This window comes from Pinirhizobacter sp. (assembly GCF_036499745.1).
Lineage (GTDB): Bacteria > Pseudomonadota > Gammaproteobacteria > Xanthomonadales > Rhodanobacteraceae > Pinirhizobacter.
The window spans coordinates 107,840-122,982 of sequence record NZ_DASYDG010000019.1 but is presented as its reverse complement, the minus strand read 5'-3'; the positions used below and the strand labels follow the sequence as shown (position 1 = coordinate 122,982).

The 15,143-nt window shown below is 65.8% G+C and carries 16 protein-coding genes; 10 read left to right on the top strand and 6 right to left on the bottom strand.

The features are described 5' to 3' along the window. Nucleotides 1–50 precede the first annotated feature (50 nt). Nucleotides 51–3,491, bottom strand: a complete 3,441-nt coding sequence (locus VGM61_RS07445; RefSeq protein WP_331522124.1) for an ATP-binding protein — start codon at nucleotides 3,489–3,491, stop codon at nucleotides 51–53. Between the two features lie 113 nt (nucleotides 3,492–3,604). Here VGM61_RS07445 and VGM61_RS07440 point away from each other — a divergent pair, with 113 nt between their 5' ends. Further along, nucleotides 3,605–4,381: a ferredoxin--NADP reductase gene (locus VGM61_RS07440; protein WP_331522123.1), complete on the top strand. Its 777-nt coding sequence runs from the start codon at nucleotides 3,605–3,607 to the stop codon at nucleotides 4,379–4,381. Between the two features lie 18 nt (nucleotides 4,382–4,399). On the opposite strand, the gene VGM61_RS07435 is transcribed toward VGM61_RS07440, so the two are convergent. Continuing rightward, a complete protein-coding gene (locus tag VGM61_RS07435; protein ID WP_331522142.1) occupies nucleotides 4,400–4,978 on the bottom strand; it encodes an RIO1 family regulatory kinase/ATPase in 579 nt (192 codons plus the stop codon). Nucleotides 4,979–5,118: 140 nt separating this feature from the next. Between VGM61_RS07435 and VGM61_RS07430 the strand changes: the two genes are divergently transcribed. Together VGM61_RS07430 and VGM61_RS07425 are read left to right on the top strand one after the other, a co-directional pair. After that, entirely contained in the window at nucleotides 5,119–5,871 is a 753-nt protein-coding gene (locus VGM61_RS07430; protein ID WP_331522122.1) for a DUF3298 and DUF4163 domain-containing protein, read from the top strand. Continuing rightward, entirely contained in the window at nucleotides 5,871–6,353 is a 483-nt protein-coding gene (locus VGM61_RS07425; protein ID WP_331522141.1) for a DUF456 domain-containing protein, read from the top strand. Before VGM61_RS07430 ends, VGM61_RS07425 begins: the two co-directional genes overlap by 1 nt. Nucleotides 6,354–6,357: 4 nt before the next feature. Here VGM61_RS07425 and trhA read toward each other — a convergent pair whose 3' ends face one another. Beyond that, complete coding sequence (trhA, locus tag VGM61_RS07420) at nucleotides 6,358–7,029, bottom strand: PAQR family membrane homeostasis protein TrhA (RefSeq protein WP_331522121.1); 672 nt, start codon at nucleotides 7,027–7,029, stop codon at nucleotides 6,358–6,360. A 135-nt stretch (nucleotides 7,030–7,164) separates the two neighbouring features. On the opposite strand from trhA, the gene VGM61_RS07415 reads away from it, so the two are divergent. Both VGM61_RS07415 and VGM61_RS07410 read left to right on the top strand, forming a co-directional pair. Further along, nucleotides 7,165–7,989 carry a universal stress protein gene (locus VGM61_RS07415; RefSeq protein ID WP_331522120.1) on the top strand — a complete coding sequence of 275 codons (825 nt, stop codon included), beginning with the start codon at nucleotides 7,165–7,167 and terminating at the stop codon, nucleotides 7,987–7,989. A 147-nt stretch (nucleotides 7,990–8,136) separates the two neighbouring features. After that, on the top strand, nucleotides 8,137–8,799 hold the full coding sequence (locus VGM61_RS07410) for a TonB family protein (protein WP_331522119.1): 663 nt from the start codon (nucleotides 8,137–8,139) through the stop codon (nucleotides 8,797–8,799). A gap of 60 nt (nucleotides 8,800–8,859) precedes the next feature. Here VGM61_RS07410 and VGM61_RS07405 read toward each other — a convergent pair whose 3' ends face one another. Next, a complete protein-coding gene (locus tag VGM61_RS07405) occupies nucleotides 8,860–9,153 on the bottom strand; it encodes a hypothetical protein (RefSeq protein ID WP_331522118.1) in 294 nt (97 codons plus the stop codon). A gap of 198 nt (nucleotides 9,154–9,351) precedes the next feature. Between VGM61_RS07405 and VGM61_RS07400 the strand changes: the two genes are divergently transcribed. The 4 genes from VGM61_RS07400 to VGM61_RS07385 are packed head-to-tail and all read left to right on the top strand — an operon-like array spanning nucleotide 9,352 to nucleotide 13,567. After that, entirely contained in the window at nucleotides 9,352–9,930 is a 579-nt protein-coding gene (locus tag VGM61_RS07400; RefSeq protein ID WP_331522117.1) for a cysteine dioxygenase family protein, read from the top strand. A gap of 41 nt (nucleotides 9,931–9,971) precedes the next feature. Beyond that, complete coding sequence (locus tag VGM61_RS07395; RefSeq protein WP_331522116.1) at nucleotides 9,972–11,342, top strand: FAD/NAD(P)-binding protein; 1,371 nt, start codon at nucleotides 9,972–9,974, stop codon at nucleotides 11,340–11,342. 12 nt (nucleotides 11,343–11,354) lie between these two features. Next, nucleotides 11,355–12,773, top strand: a complete 1,419-nt coding sequence (gene cls, locus VGM61_RS07390) for a cardiolipin synthase (RefSeq protein ID WP_331522115.1) — start codon at nucleotides 11,355–11,357, stop codon at nucleotides 12,771–12,773. An 11-nt stretch (nucleotides 12,774–12,784) separates the two neighbouring features. Beyond that, on the top strand, nucleotides 12,785–13,567 hold the full coding sequence (locus tag VGM61_RS07385; protein WP_331522114.1) for a prolyl oligopeptidase family serine peptidase: 783 nt from the start codon (nucleotides 12,785–12,787) through the stop codon (nucleotides 13,565–13,567). On the opposite strand, the gene VGM61_RS07380 is transcribed toward VGM61_RS07385, so the two are convergent. Then, nucleotides 13,530–13,904 carry a hypothetical protein gene (locus tag VGM61_RS07380; RefSeq protein WP_331522113.1) on the bottom strand — a complete coding sequence of 125 codons (375 nt, stop codon included), beginning with the start codon at nucleotides 13,902–13,904 and terminating at the stop codon, nucleotides 13,530–13,532. The two genes, VGM61_RS07385 and VGM61_RS07380, sit on opposite strands and share 38 nt — an antisense overlap. A 138-nt stretch (nucleotides 13,905–14,042) precedes the next feature. On the opposite strand from VGM61_RS07380, the gene VGM61_RS07375 reads away from it, so the two are divergent. Continuing rightward, a complete protein-coding gene (locus VGM61_RS07375) occupies nucleotides 14,043–14,921 on the top strand; it encodes an NAD(P)-dependent oxidoreductase (protein WP_331522112.1) in 879 nt (292 codons plus the stop codon). On the opposite strand, the gene VGM61_RS07370 is transcribed toward VGM61_RS07375, so the two are convergent. After that, the gene (locus VGM61_RS07370; RefSeq protein WP_331522140.1) at nucleotides 14,918–15,106 is read right to left on the bottom strand and encodes a CPXCG motif-containing cysteine-rich protein; all 189 of its coding nucleotides are present in this window, start codon (nucleotides 15,104–15,106) and stop codon (nucleotides 14,918–14,920) included. The genes VGM61_RS07375 and VGM61_RS07370 overlap by 4 nt on opposite strands. Between the last annotated feature and the right edge of the window lie 37 nt (nucleotides 15,107–15,143).

The following is a 15,143-nucleotide window of genomic DNA, read 5'->3' as shown; positions in this document are numbered from 1 at the left end:
GTGCGGTGGAACGCCCATGCTGCGCCGGAGGGTATTTCAGCCGCGTGAAGTCATTCCAGGGCGAGCCATGCGTCAAGTTCCTGCAATGCCGCCAGCAGGGCGCGGGATGACGGCGGGACATTCCCCGTACGCGCTTCTTCTTCCACCGCGCGCGCAAGTTCCCGCAGGCGGGGCGCCCGGGCCCAACCGAAGATGCTGGCGTACTGATGGGCGATCGTTGCCACGGTGTCCGCGTCGGCCGAATCGATCGCGTCGGCGAACCCGCTGCGGTCCGGGCCGGCCTGGGCTTTAAGCTGTGCGATGAACGCGCCGGCCTCTTCGCCCATGGCGCCGCGAAGGTTCGCCACGATGGTGGCCGGCCCCTCCACGGCCTCTCCGATACCTGTTGAAGCCGCTTCGGGAAGGAAGCGATCGAGCAGGGATTTGAGTTCTCCCAGGCGCAACGGCTTGGTCACCACACCATCGGCACCGGCACGCCGGCAGCGCTCGATCAGTTCGGGCAACGGGCTGGCCGTCATCGCCAGCATCGGCAGATTCCAGCCCGCCGCGCGCACGCGGCGCATCAACTCGAAACCGTCCATGCCGGCCATGAAACAGTCGGTAAGCAGCAGGCCATAGGTGGTTGAACGCATGCATCGCAATGCTTCTTCACCGTCGCTGGCCACGTCGCAGGCGAAGCCCAGCATGCGCAACTCCCGCACCAGCAGACGCTGGATCAGCGGCTGGTCGTCCACCACCATCACCAGGCGCCCCTCGCTTAGGGCAACCTCACGCGAGGGCGCCTGGCGCATCATGCGGACGCCTTCGCTTTCCTCTGCCGGGACATGCCCCTCGAGCACGTTCAGGGCACGCCGGAGGGTGGCAAACCTTGGCGGCCATGCCGGCAACGTTGCCGTGCGCCCGGCGCCGGCCAGCTGCAACTGGGCATCGGCCGGGCGCGCCGCATCGCCGACGAGGCTGACCACAACGCCGGCCGCCTGCGCGCCGTTTTCCTCCTGCAGGCCGGCGAATGCCAGGTAGGAGGCGATGCATTGGGCGAGCATCGGATCGTCCAGCTCCAGCCGATAACGACGCGGATCGGTGGCAGGCAGGCTCGCTTCGACCGTGGCATCGAAGGCGAACTCAAAACGCGTGCCCACGCCGACGATGCTCTCCAGCGTGACACGGGCATCCATCAGGGCGGCGATGCGGCTGACGATGGCAAGCCCCAGCCCGGTGCCGCCGAAGCGGCGCTGGGTCGAGGTATCTTCCTGGATGAAGGGCTCGAAGATCTCCACCTTGCGCTCCGGCGCGATGCCCACCCCGGTGTCCTGGACGACGATGGCCAGGCGCTGGGTGTCAGCGTCACCGTCGGCCCAGGCAAGGTGCATGCGCACGTACCCGCGCTGGGTGAACTTCACCGCATTGCCGACAAGATTGAACAACACCTGGCGCAAGCGCGCCGGATCACCCACCAGGCGCGCGCCTACACGGGCCTCCACGCTGGCATACAACAGCAGGCCCTTGGCGCGCGCCGTGGCACCGAGGAGGCCGGCCACGTCGTCGAACAATGGACGCACGTCGAAACCCACCGAATCCAGCGGCATCTGCCCGGCCTCGAAGCGGGAGAAGTCGAGCAGGTCGTCGATGATGCGAAGGAGGCTGTCACCCGATTCACGCATCACGCCGGCCATGTCGCGCTGGTCGTCATCCAGCGAGGTGCGTTCGAGCAGATCGATCATGCCCAGCGCGCTGGTCATCGGGGTGCGGATCTCGTGGCTCATCATGGCCAGGAACTGCGCCTTCGATCGCGTGGCGTCCTCGGCGATGGCGCGGGCGCGCTGCTCCGCTTCCACCGCGCGCCGCAACTTCCGGTTGGCACGCAGCACGAAAACAACCACCACCAGGCCCACCATGAAGATGGGTACACCGATCAGCGCGATGTTGATCCAGGGCGTGGCGTAGCTGTAGGTCGTGCGCATCCAGCGGGCACGAATCGCCTGGCTTCGCGCCGAACTGATATCGGCGAGCGCGCGGTCGATCAGCGGCACCAGCCGCGCCTGCGACGGCACGACGCCGATGTAGACACTCATGGTGATGCCCGAAGGGCCGAGCACGCGCAATCTACCGGCATAGTCGGCCTCGATGTGCTGCGATAGCACCGACACCGTGTCGATCACCGCGTCAACGCGGCGCTCGGCCAGTGCATGCAATGCATCGTCGGTGTAGGGGAAGCTCACCACCTTGAGCGACGGGGCGCTGCTATGCAGCCGGGTGGCGATATCGAACGGCCGGTCGACCACCGCCACGCGCATGCCGCGAAGGTCATCAAGGCCCGCCACGGGCCTGGCGTCGTTTCGCCCGGCCACCACCAACGGGGCAACTTCGTAAGCCCGGCTGAGCACAAGCCCCGCCGACAGGGGATTGTCCCGCGCCACGCTCACCAGCATCTGCACCTTGCCATCGGCGATCGCCTGCCGCGCCTCGGCCACCGTATCGACATTCACCCGGCGCGTGCGCAGCCCCAGGGCGCGGTTGAGTTCGGCGATATAGTCCGAGGCAACGCCGACGGACACGCCGTTGCGGTCCATGTAGCTCATCGGTGCCCAGTCCGAATCGATACCGGCCCCCAGTACCGGGAGCGATTGAAGGAACTGGCGTTCATCGGCACTGAGGGGCGTAGCCAGGCCTGCTTCTTCGCTAGGTTCGAACACCGCCACCCAGCGCCCGACGACACGGCCACGTGCGTCGTCGCCCAGGGTGTCCAGGCGGGCCTGGAGCGCCGTTTCCAGGGGCCGGGCCCCGCTTCCATAGGCAAAGCCGTAGCGCGCCAATGGCAATGTGCTCCTGCCGGTGTATTGCAGCTTGCCGGTAGCAACCAGGTGATCGAGCTCGCGCACGGCCAGCAATGGGTTGGCCAGGTACACGTCGGCATGCCCCTGCACCAGGGCTTCCACCGCGGCGGCATCGTCCGGCGCGCGCAGCAGCGTGGCGTTGGGCAGCGCCGCGACAATGATTTCCTCCACTTCACTGCCCGCCACCACGGCAATCCTGGCGTGCGCCAGCGCCGTGTCGTCGGCGAAGCGCGAGTCGCCATTGCGGGCAACGCGCACGGGCGAAGACGACAGATAGGGCGAACCGAAGTGCACGCAATGCATGGCGGCGGGGGTGGAAATCATCTCCGGGGCGACATCCACTTTGCCTTGGCACAGGGCATCGAGCAGTGCCGGACGGGAATCGAACAACACCGGCTCCCACCTCACTCCCATCGTCGGCAGGATCTGCTCGAGGAAATCCGCGCCCACGCCACGCAGTCGGCCGTTCTCCACCAGCTGCATGGGCGGCGCGCCGGTGCGCAGCGCGCCCACCCGTACGACCGGGTGCGCGCGGGCCCAGGCAGGATCGAGGTCCCCGCTGGCCTGCGCATGCGCAGGCGGGCCGAAACCCAGGCCCGTGGCCAGCACGGCAACCAGGATGGCCGCGAAGGCCATCGTCGAACGACGCTTATCCATGGGATCCTTTCCCAGCCATCCTTCAGCTGCCGATGATCGCCGGACTGCCGCTACGAAGCCAGCTATAATACGCAGTTGACTGGCGCAAGGGCGCCGCAGGAACCTTCCTTCCCATGGTGGCACTGGCAACCGAGCACGTCATCGACGTGCATCACTGGAACGATTCGCTCTTCAGTTTCCGCACGACCCGCGACCCGGGTTTTCGCTTTGAAAGCGGACATTTCGTCATGATCGGCCTGGAAGTGGATGGCCGGCCTCTGATGCGCGCCTATTCGATTGCCAGCGCCCACTACGAGGAACACCTTGAGTTCTTCTCGATCAAGGTGCCCGATGGCCCGCTGACCTCGCGCCTGCAACATCTCAAGCCCGGCGATCCCCTGATCGTGTCGCGCAAGCCTACCGGCACGCTCGTGCTCAACGACCTGAAGCCCGGCAAGCGGCTTTACCTGCTGGGCACGGGTACGGGCCTGGCGCCGTTCCTGTCGATCGTGCGCGACCCGGAAACCTACGAGCGCTTCGAACACGTGGTACTGGCCCATGGCGTACGCAACATCGCCGACCTCGCCTACGCCCATTACCTCGAGTACGAACTGCCGGCCCACGATTACCTGGGCGACCTGGTACGCGAAAAACTCATCTACTACCCCTCGGTCACGCGCGAGCCCTTCCGTAACCGCGGGCGCATCACCGATGCCATCGCCGATGGCGACATGGGAAGCGCGACGGGCCTGCCACCGCTCGACCCGGCGCATGACCGCGTGATGCTGTGCGGCAGCCCGGCAATGCTCGAAGACACCTGCGCCCTGCTTGACGGGCGCGGCTTCCACGCCTCGCCGCGCACGCGAGAACCGGGTGACTACGTGATCGAGCGCGCCTTCGTCGAAAAGTAACGCGCACCGTGCGGCGCATCAGCGCCGGACCCGGCCCTGGCCTTCGTTGTCCCAGTAGCCGAAGAGCTTGCGCGCGATCAGCTTGTACAGGCGCTTGGCCGTCTGCCGCCACACGCGCGCATGCATCGCGGGGGTAGCCAGGATGTGCAGCTCCCGGCGGGTAAGCAATTCCGGCATATAAGTGCGTTTGTGCTTGAGCAGATGCCGGATGTCTTCGCGTGCCAGCACGCGGAACAGCCGGCCCCGGCGACGACGTGTGAAGGCCAGCTGGAAGTCCACCATGCCCGGCGTGCCGTCATCGCACACCAGCCAGTTGGGCTCCTTGGCCAGGTCGTTGTGCACCACGCCACGCCGGTGCAACGAGGCCAGCAGGCGCCGGGCCTGGCGGAAATACGCAGCGTTGCGCGGCTGGGCCTGCTGCATCGGCAAACCTGCCATGAAGCTGCGCTCGAGCACGCGACCGTCAAAACGCAGCAGCCGTGGCACCCCGTCGATTCCGTCCAGGCGTTCGAGCGCCCTGGCCTCGCGCGCCGCCGCGCGCCGGGCGAAGCGGCGCGCCCACCAGCGGGCGGCGGCGATATCACGCACGATCACCATCTCACCGCCGCGGCGGTGGCATTCGATGCGACCGAGTTCATCGGCCTTGAGCAAGATGATTTCGTCCTTTTCCACACCATTCCTTCGCAAGTCACGCAACGTCGGGTAACGTGTCACACCATCGAGGGAGACTGGATAAGATGATGCAACGTTGGCTGGCCGTGCAGGCATCCTGTGCCGTGTTGGCCGCCTGCCAGGGCGGCCATGCACCGGAAGCTGCGTCGACGCCTTCGGCCGCGCAGCATACCCAATACAGTGAGCCCACCCTTTACACCATCGAAGCCCGCCTACCCAAGCTCAAGCCCGACTGGAATCCCCTGCGACTAGGCCTCGAGGCCTACGTGGCCCAGAAAAAGACCAATTTCCTCGCCGGACTGAAGCAACCGGGCGCGCGTGAACAGGCCCATCAGTTGCCCTGGGACCTGGATCTCGACATCGAGCTGGTAGGCCAGGCCGGACGCCTGGTGAGCGTGCGGGCACAAGGGTCGTCCTTCACCGGGGGCGCCCATCCCAGCCCGATCCTCGACACTTTCACCTACGACACGCATGCCCGACGGCTGCTATCGCTCGATGACCTCTTCACCGACCCGGCGGCCGCCGAATCGGCGGTGGCCGCGGAGGCGCGCCGACAACTGTTGACGCGCCTGGACGACAATGCGCCGCTGGCCTCCAGTGCGGAGATGATCAACGACGGCACCCAACCGGGCCAGGATCACTTCGATGTCTTCGTCGTGTCGCCAGGCCGCGATGGCCTGGCGCGCAACCTCACCATCCTGTTCCCGCCCTACCAGGTGGCGGCCTATGTCGCGGGTACGCAGACGGTGGACGTACCCGTCCGCGTCTTCATCCCCTGGCTCAAGCCCGACTACCGCGACAGCTTCGCCACGCCATGATCGACATCGCCCTTTATGTGGTGGCGGCCCTGCTGATGGTGGCCGGAGTCGCCGGGGCAATCCTGCCGGCGCTTCCCGGCATCCCGCTGATCTTCGCCGGCATCTGGCTGGCCGCCGGGGTCGACCACTACCGGCACCTGGGCACCTGGTGGCTGGTAGCCATCGCCGTGGCCGGCGCCATCGGCATGGCCATGGACTTCATCGCCGGACTCCTGGGCGCGCGCAAGGTCGGTGCCAGCAGCCGCGCCCTGTGGGGCGCTGCCATCGGCACGGTGGTAGGTATGTTCTTCGGGCTGCCCGGGCTGTTGCTCGGGCCCTTCATCGGCGCCCTGCTGGGCGAACTGGCCTCCGGCACCAGCGTGCTGCGGTCAGCACACGTGGGTTTAAGTACCTGGTTTGGCATGCTGGTGGGCACGCTGGTCAAACTGGTGATGTCCTTCGTGATGCTGGGGATGTTCGCCTTCGCCTTCCTGCTCGGTTGAATGCCTAGCCCACGGGCGCGCCGGGCAACACGTACAGCAGCACGGCCAGGTAATGCAGCACGCTGCCGGCCAGCACGAAGAAGTGCCAGACCGAGTGATGATAGGGAAGCCTGCGTGCCAGGTAGAACGGCACGCCAGCGGTGTAAGCCACGCCTCCAGCGATCAGCAATGCCAATCCGCCGGTGGACAGGCTTTCGCTCAGCGGCTTGAAGGCGATCATCGCCACCCAGCCCATGGCCACATAAAGGAATACCGCGGCCTTGCGGTAGCGCTTGAGCAGGCCCAGTTCCAGCATGCTGCCGGCGATGGCCAGGGCCCAGATGGTGCCGAAGAGACTCCAGCCCCAGACACCCGGCAGCGCCAGCAGGGTGAATGGCGTGTAGGTGCCGGCGATCAGCAGGAAGATGGCAATGTGGTCGAGCGTACGCAGAACGCGCCTTGCCATCGCGCCCGGCACAGCGTGGTACAGGGTCGATGCGGTGTAGAGAAGGATCAGTGTGCTGCCGAATACCGCGCTTGCGACCACCGCGCGTGCATCGCCGAACCGTGCCGCGAACGCCACCAGCACCACCAGGCCGGCGATGCTCAGCACGATGCCGATGCCGTGGATCAGGCTGCTGGCGATTTCGTCGCCGGGCCGGTAGATGGGAGGGGCAGCACTTGCCTGGGGGTTCATGCGCAACGCAAGGGTGGCGCGCCAGGGTCGAGCGCATCGTCAGAGGGTCGCCCCCGCGACAGGGTTTTGCAACCCCCTGCACAGGGTGGCATTGTGTGATCGGACGTACCTCATGCGCGGAAGCGGACACCTACGATGAAGACTGAGCTCCTGCTCCATGTGGCCCGCCTGCCCCTGCAGGGTGCGGCGATCGCCGCTGCCGTCGCCCTGGCCCAGCGCATGCAAGCGCGTCTGGATGCATTGTTCGTGGTGGACATGCTACCGGCCGCCTTCACGCTACCTGAAGCCATGCCGTTGCAGATGGACTCGGTGCGCCAGCGTGCCGACGAAGCGCGCGCTGCCAGCGGGGCGTTCGATCAGATACTCACCCAGGCAGGTCTCACGGGCCGGTGGCGGGTGGCCGAAGGCGATGTCGTACCGCTGGTATGCCATGCGGCAGCCGGCTATGACTGGCTGGTGATGGAGCGCGGCGGTTTCCGCGGCGACGCGCCGGTGGGTTTCGGCAATGTCTCGCGCTCGGTATTCGGCAGCAGCAAGCCGGTGCTGGTGGTACCGGAGCTGGCCCAGGTAACGGGCCTGGGCACACGCGTGTTGCTGGCCTGGAACGGTAGCCGGCAATCCGCGCTGGCGATCCGGGCCTCGCTTCCGCTACTGGAGCGCGCCGACGATGTCGTGGTGCTCGATGGCTGCGACGAACCCTATGCCACCACCCATCCGCTGCCCGCCGAAGACATCGATCACTGGCTCAGCGAGCACGGCATCAAGGCCACCGTCCGACATCTGTCGGCGGCTGAACGCGACCAGGCAGGCCCTTCGCTGCTGGCGATTGCGCGCGAAGCGGGAGCTGACCTGCTGGTGATGGGCGCATGGGGGCGTTCGCGCCTGTCGGAAATGGTGCTCGGTGGCACCACCCGTCATCTTTTCATGAACAGCGACATTCCCATGCTGGTGGCCCACTAGGTCACCGAAGCCGACGGCCGGCGCATCGGGCTCTTGCAGAGCATCCGGGCGCGGGCATAGTCTGGAGCCGGACGCATCCCCCGCGGCAAAAGCCGTGGCGTCCATGAAGACCGTCGCTTGCCTTCCCCCACTCGATGGAGGTGTGCCATGTCGTCTGCCGCAATCGCGTCCCGCCCTGCGTTTCATCCCGATGCCATTCGTATCGTGGCTTTGAGCGCTTCGATCGCCCTCAACATCGCCGCCCTCATCGCCGTGATCCGGCCGATGGCTCCTGAGTTCGTGGAAACCGTCAAGCGTGTCGCCCAACCGATCATCGTCACGTGGACCAACCCTCCCCCGGAAGTGAAGCCCGCACCGGCGATGGACATTCCGCCGCCGCCGGTGCACCACACGGTGGCAAAGCACATACCCGCGCCGACACCGACGCCATCACCCACGGTGATTGACGAACCCAGCGCGAATGCCGTCCCGGTAACGGCCGCTCCTCCCGTGCCATCGGCAGCCGCTGATGCTGCGCCATCGGCGCCGGTGGAAGCCACCCTGGCCTACATGCAGGCACCGGCGCCGGCCTACCCGTCGGCCGCGCGGCGCATGCACATGCAAGGCACGGTGGTCTTGCGCGTGCTGGTGGATATCGACGGCAAGCCACTGCAGGTGGTAGTGGAATCAAGCAGCGGCCATGTGGAACTTGACCGCGCCGCACAGAACCAGGTGCTGTCGAAGTGGCGGTTCCAGCCCGCCACCGCGCAGGGCCGACCGACGCAGGCATGGGCCCGCATCCCGGTTACTTTCGATTTGCAGGGCGGTTGAAGGCAGCTGGCAATGGACAAGGGCCGGAGTGGAAACTCCGGTCCTGGTTACTGGCGGGCTTCAGCGCGGAGCGTGATCGGGCGTGACCACGATCACTGGCGGTTTGCGCGTGGCGCGCACGATCAGCCAAACAAGGCCAGCCACGAGAAGCACCGGCAACAGGGCCGGAAGCATGGCCAGCGCGACCAGCGGACCGATTACCAACAGTGCCACACCACCGAAGACAATGCCCAGCAGCCCGCCGATGATGGTGAATACGCCACCGATGAGACCAAAGATCAGCTTGAAGACGGCGCCGACCACGGCGCCCATCAGCCACAACATGCCCAGCACGAGGATGGCGGCGAAGATCATGACAGCGAGCTCCTTGCACGTTTTTGCGTACGGGCCGGCGGAATGGCCGGCAGCGTGGATAAAGCTACCGCCGGCCGTTCCCCGGCAACAGTGAAAGAAGTACCGGACCGGGGCCCTGGTTCCGGGTTACGTCCGTTTAACGGCCTCCGTGATCCACTTTCCGCCGTTGACGTAGCGTTTTTCGGCAGGAACTTCCCCATGATCAAGCGATTACACGTACTGAAGACTTTGCGTGACATCGCTTTCGATGCCGGTGCCACTGAGCACCCGGATCTCGCCAGCATGGCGCGCGAGCTCGGTCAGGCCGTGCACCGCGACGGCCATGCCCTGGAGCAGCAACTGGCTCCGCTGCGCGCCCGCCGACGCGGCCTGGAGCGTTGGCTGGTCGCCGAACATGCCAAGCCCGGTATCAGCGTGCTCGTGTTGTCCTGGCCCCCCAACTACGCCACGCCCGTGCATGACCATGGTGGCCTGTGGGGGATGGAGATGTCACTGAGTGGCGCTCTGGAAATCGATGCTTTCCTGCGCGAGGAAACCACCGGCCAGCTGCGCCACCAGAATCGCACCTGGCTGGGGCCGGGCGACGCGACCTGGTTCGATGCAGGCGATGCCTACGTGCATCGCTGCCGTAACCTTTCGCGACAGGAATCGGCCCTCACGCTTCATGTCTACGGCGGTGATCTGGCACAGTACATGGCCTATGAACAGCCTGGACCGACCGACCACTGGATTGCCCGCCCGCGGCAATCCGAACTCGCCGGACGCCTGACAGCCTGACGTCCGGTGGGACCTTGAGTGGTCCCCTAGAAGGAAAATGCATGTCTAATCGAGTCGCCGTCATCGGCGGTGGCGCGGCGGGCGCCACGCTGGTCAGCGAATTACTGACGCGGCGGACCCCTCGCCCACTGCATCTGGACTGGTACACCGGTTCGGCGCATCCATTTGCCCGCGGCGTGGCCTATGGCACGTCGTCCGATCGCCACCTTTTGAATGTGCGCGCCGCGGCCATGGGCTTATCGGCAGCACAGCCGCAGGGCTTCCTCGACTACGCCCAGGGCCTGGATAAAAAGGTTGCCGGCGCCGACTTCCTGCCGCGGCGCCTGTACGGCGATTACGTTGAATCAGAGGTCCGCCGCGCCATCGACGATGGGCGCTCACGCGGGCATGTAGTGAACATGGTGCCAGTCGCGGTCGATGCTGTCGTTCCCGACGCTGGCGGCGTGGATATTTTCGTGGGCGAGACATCCTCGCGCGTGGAACGCGCCGTGCTCTGCGTCGGCTCGCTGCCGCCGCGCCCGATCCCCGGCGTGGACCCTGCGGCGATCGCCCAGGGGAACTATGTGGTCGATCCGTGGCCGTATCTCGCCGCGGCACACGAGAGCACCGAACCTCGCCAGGTCATGTTGATCGGCCTGGGGTTGACCGCGGTAGATGTCTTGCTGGATCTCGCCGCACTATGGCCGAACGCCCGCTTCACCGCAGTATCCCGACACGGCCACACGCCCGAGGTACATCCGGTAAAGGCCGCGGCACCTGCCGACAGCGGTGCGGAACTGGTCGAGGAAATGCGCGACGAACCCGCGGCGCGGGCATGGATGCACCATATCCGCGAGGCAGCGAGCCTGGGCGAAGACTGGCGTCCGGTGATCGACAGCCTGCGCCCGCATACGCAGGCGCTATGGCGTGAGTTGCCGACCGACGAACGCGCCCGTTTCTTGCGTCATGCACGCTGGGCCTGGGAACGCGCCCGCCATCGCATGCCCCCGCAAGTGGCATCCGGCGTGGAGGCACTCGAGCACGAAGGCCGCCTCACGCGCATGCGCGGGCGGCTCCGCCATGTCACCCTGCGACCGGATGGCCGGCTCGATGTCGACCTGCACCTGGTCGATGGTGCCGACGGCATGCGCGTGGCGGATCTGGTCGTCCAGACGGTGGGTCTGAACACCGACGTGCAGCATGGCGACCATCCACTGCTGCGCCAACTCAGCGACAACGGCCACGTACGCGCCGATGAACTGGGATTGGGACTGGACGCCGACTCAACCTTCGGCGTGCTCGATGCCGCAGGCAACGCTTCGAACCGACTGTTCGCAACAGGTACGCTGCTGCGCGGCCTGTTGTGGGAAACCACCGCGATGCCTGAGATCCGCCAACAGGCGCGGCTCCTGGCCGATCGACTCATCAGCTAAGGCCGGCACGCGATGCTGGCCACGGTACTCACCCTGGTGGCCTTGTGCCTGCACGTGGCGGGCATCGGCGCGGCGATGCATGCGGTGATGCACACACGCACGCCCCAGGGTGCCTTCGCCTGGGTGCTTGGCCTGGTGCTGCTGCCCTATTTCACGCTGGTGCCCTACCTGTTCCTGGGCAGCAGCCACTTCGCAGGTTACGTCGACATGCATCGGCTGTTGCGCATGCGCAGCCGGCAACAACACGACAACCGCAGTTGGCCGCAGCGCGAAGACTACCTGCGCCGCCATGCCGGGGAGCATCCGCGCTTCGAACCGATCTCGCGCATGCTGGCATCGCACATCAGCGGCGGCCATCGCACGCAGCTGCTGATCAATGGCGAAGCGGCGTTCGCCGCCATGTTCGCGGCTATCGCCGAGGCCAGGCATTACGTACTGGTGCAGTTCTTCATCATCCACGACGACCATCTGGGCAGACGGCTACGCGATGCGCTGGTGGAGCGTGCGGCGGCCGGTGTGACGGTGCAGCTGCTCTACGACAGCATCGGCAGCCATGACCTGCCGCAACGTTACGTGGCATCACTGCAGGCCGCTGGTGTGGACGTACGGCCGTTCCGGACGCGGCGCTGGCGCAACCGCCTCCAGTTGAATTTCCGCAATCACCGCAAGATCGTCGTGGTCGACGGCGCAACCGGCTTCGTCGGCGGCCTTAACGCCGGCGACGAATACCTCGGCGCACGTCCGCCGCTATCGCCCTGGCGCGATACCCACATGCGCCTGGATGGCCCGGCCGTGGCCGAACTGCAACGCAGCTTCGCCGAAGACTGGTACTGGGTAACGGGCGAAGTACCGCCCTTCCGGCCGCCGCCGGACGGCGAGGGCAGCGCCGCGGTGCTGATTGCGGCCACGGGCCCTGCCGACCTGCAGGAAAGCTGCTCGCTGTTCTTCACCCAGGCCATTGCCGTCGCACGTACCCGGCTGTGGTTGTCCACGCCCTATTTCGTGCCCGATCCATCGGTACTGGCCGCCCTGCAGCTGGCCGTTTACCGGGGCGTGGATGTGCGCGTCCTGATCCCCTGCCGCCCCGATCACCGCACGGTGTTCCTGTCCTCGCGCTTCCACACCCACGAGGCGGTACAGGCGGGCATCCGCATGTTCCGTTACCAACCCGGGTTCGTACACCAGAAGGTGATGCTGGTGGATGACGACACCGCGGTGATCGGCAGCATGAACCTGGACAATCGCTCGTTCCGGCTGAATTTCGAGATCGCCGCGCTTACCGTGGATACGGCCTTCGCAGGTGAAGTGGAAGCCATGCTGGCGGACGACTTCGCGCAGGCGGTGGAGGTCCTTCCCGCCGACTATGCCCGAACGCGGTATCTTTCCCGCGTGGCCATGCACGTGGCACGCTTGTTCGACCCCATCCTTTGAAGGTGTCGACCATGCATACCCCCACGATGGCTGCACTGGCTTGTGTGCTTGGCCTTGCCACGACCCCTGCGCATGCGGCTTTCAGCCAGCACACGGTCACGGTAAACGGCCACAGCTATCCTTACCAGGTATACACGCCCGATCACAAAACCGCGGCGCACCCGCCGGTGGTGCTGTTCCTGCACGGCTCAGGCGAGCGCGGCAACGACAACCAGAAACAGATGAGCCAGGGCCTGCCGCCTTGGCTGGCCAGGCATCCGGGCTTCGAAGGCGTAGTGGTGATCCCGCAGGCGCCGGAACACACGCTTTGGCGTGGCGACACCGCTGATGCCGCCATGAAAGCGCTGGAAGACACCATCAAGGCCGTCGACGGAGACCGCAAGCGGATCTACCTGACGGGCCTGTCGATGGGCGGCTACGGTGCCTGGGAATTCCTGGTGCAATACCCATCCACGTTCGCCGCGGCGGCGGTGATCTGCGGTGGTATCCAACCGCAGAACGTCGATGCCCTCCTGCAGGTCTACGACCGGCGCGAAAATGCTGACGCCTTCGCCTGGGTGGCCTCGCATATGGGCCCTACGCCGGTATGGATTTTCCACGGTTCGGCCGACGGCTCGGTGCCAGTGGAGCAATCGCGCCAGATGCACCAGGCGCTTGAAAATATCCATCATGAAGTCCGGTACACCGAATACCCCGGCGTAGGACATGGGTCATGGGTACCGGCCTACGACGAACCGGACCTATGGCCGTGGATGTTCAGCCATCGCCTCGGCGACGCCAAAAAGCCACGCTGAAGATCAGCCACGCCAGCCCGACTCCCACGATCGCACCCAACATCACAAAAAAACAGCGTAGCCCGATGGCGTCGGGATCGTGTACTTCGGCCAGTTGCAGGCGCAACAGCTGGATCGACTGGAACCTGGAGAAATTGAAGTAGAAGATGTCCTTGAAGTCCACCGCGCCCACCAGCGCGGTGGACACTAGCCACGACCAGCCCATTAACACACCGTGATTGGCGTTGCGCTTGATCGCCTGCAGCACCCCATACAGCACGAAGCCGACGAGAAACGCAATGGCGCCGATTTCCAGTGCCCCGACGATGCCGTAACCGAGCCAATCGTGATCGAACATGTTCCTTGAAGCTCCGTGGGTGTATGCGTGGACGATGCGATGGTAGCCCATCGATACCGAAGGAACTTGCCCATACGCCGCCGCTACGCCCGGCGGCGCATGATGCATGGATTGTTATTTCCTTGAAGGAGAATCGTGATGGACGTCGGATTCATCGGCCTGGGCAACATGGGCCAGGCGATCGTGGCCAACCTGGTGAAGGCCGGCCACACGGTGCGCGTATGGAATCGATCGCCGGGACCTGCACAGGAGGCAGGCCGTGCCGGCGCCACGGTGGTCAGCTCCGCCGCGGCCGCCTTCGCCGGCGACGCTGTTTTCTCGATGCTGGCCGACGACGACGCGGTGCGCGAAGCCATCGTCGCGTCCGGTGCCCTGGCGCAGGCATCGGACGGCCTGGTCCATATCAACATGGCCACGGTGTCGGTGGCATTGGCCGATGAGATGGCCCGGGCGCACCAGGCACAAGGCGTGGCTTACCTCGCAGCGCCGGTACTGGGCCGTCCCGACGTCGCCGCCGCCGGCAAGCTCAATATTCTTATCGGCGGCAATGCGAAGACGCTTGCCCATGTGCAACCCCTGCTCGATGCCATCGGCCAGAAGACCTGGCACCTGGGCGACGTGCCCTCGCGTGCAAATGCGGTCAAGCTGGCGGTGAATTTCATGCTGGGCGCCGCCATCGAAGCCACCGCCGAAGCGTCCGCGCTCGCTGGCGCACATGGACTGGAACCGGCGGCATTCATCGAACTGATCACAGGCACCGTGTTCCCGGGTCCCGTGTACGAAGGCTACGGTGACCGCATCGCCAAGGCATCCTATACGCCGGCGGCGTTCTCCGCGCGGCTGGCACACAAAGACCTGCGCCTGGCGCTGGCTGCGGCGGGCGCCGCCAAGGTGCCCATGCCGTTGGCAAGCGTGGTGCACGATGCATTGCTTGAAACCGTGGCGGTGGGTGATGGCGAGAGCGACCTGGCCGTGCTGGGCAGGACCGCGCTGCGGCGCGCCGGAAAGAAAACCTAGCCCTCGTTCTCGCTGCGCACATCCACCCCGATGTCGCCCTCGCCATCCACGGTGACGGTGACGTTGATCGGACGGCAGCAGACCTGGCAGTCCTCGATGTAATGTTGGCCGTCCTCACTGGCATCGACCAGCAATTCCAGCGGTTCGCCGCAGTAGGGGCAATGCACGTCGACAGGGGTGAGCATCATCAAAGCTCCGGCCAGGGCGGAGGAGTATCGTAAC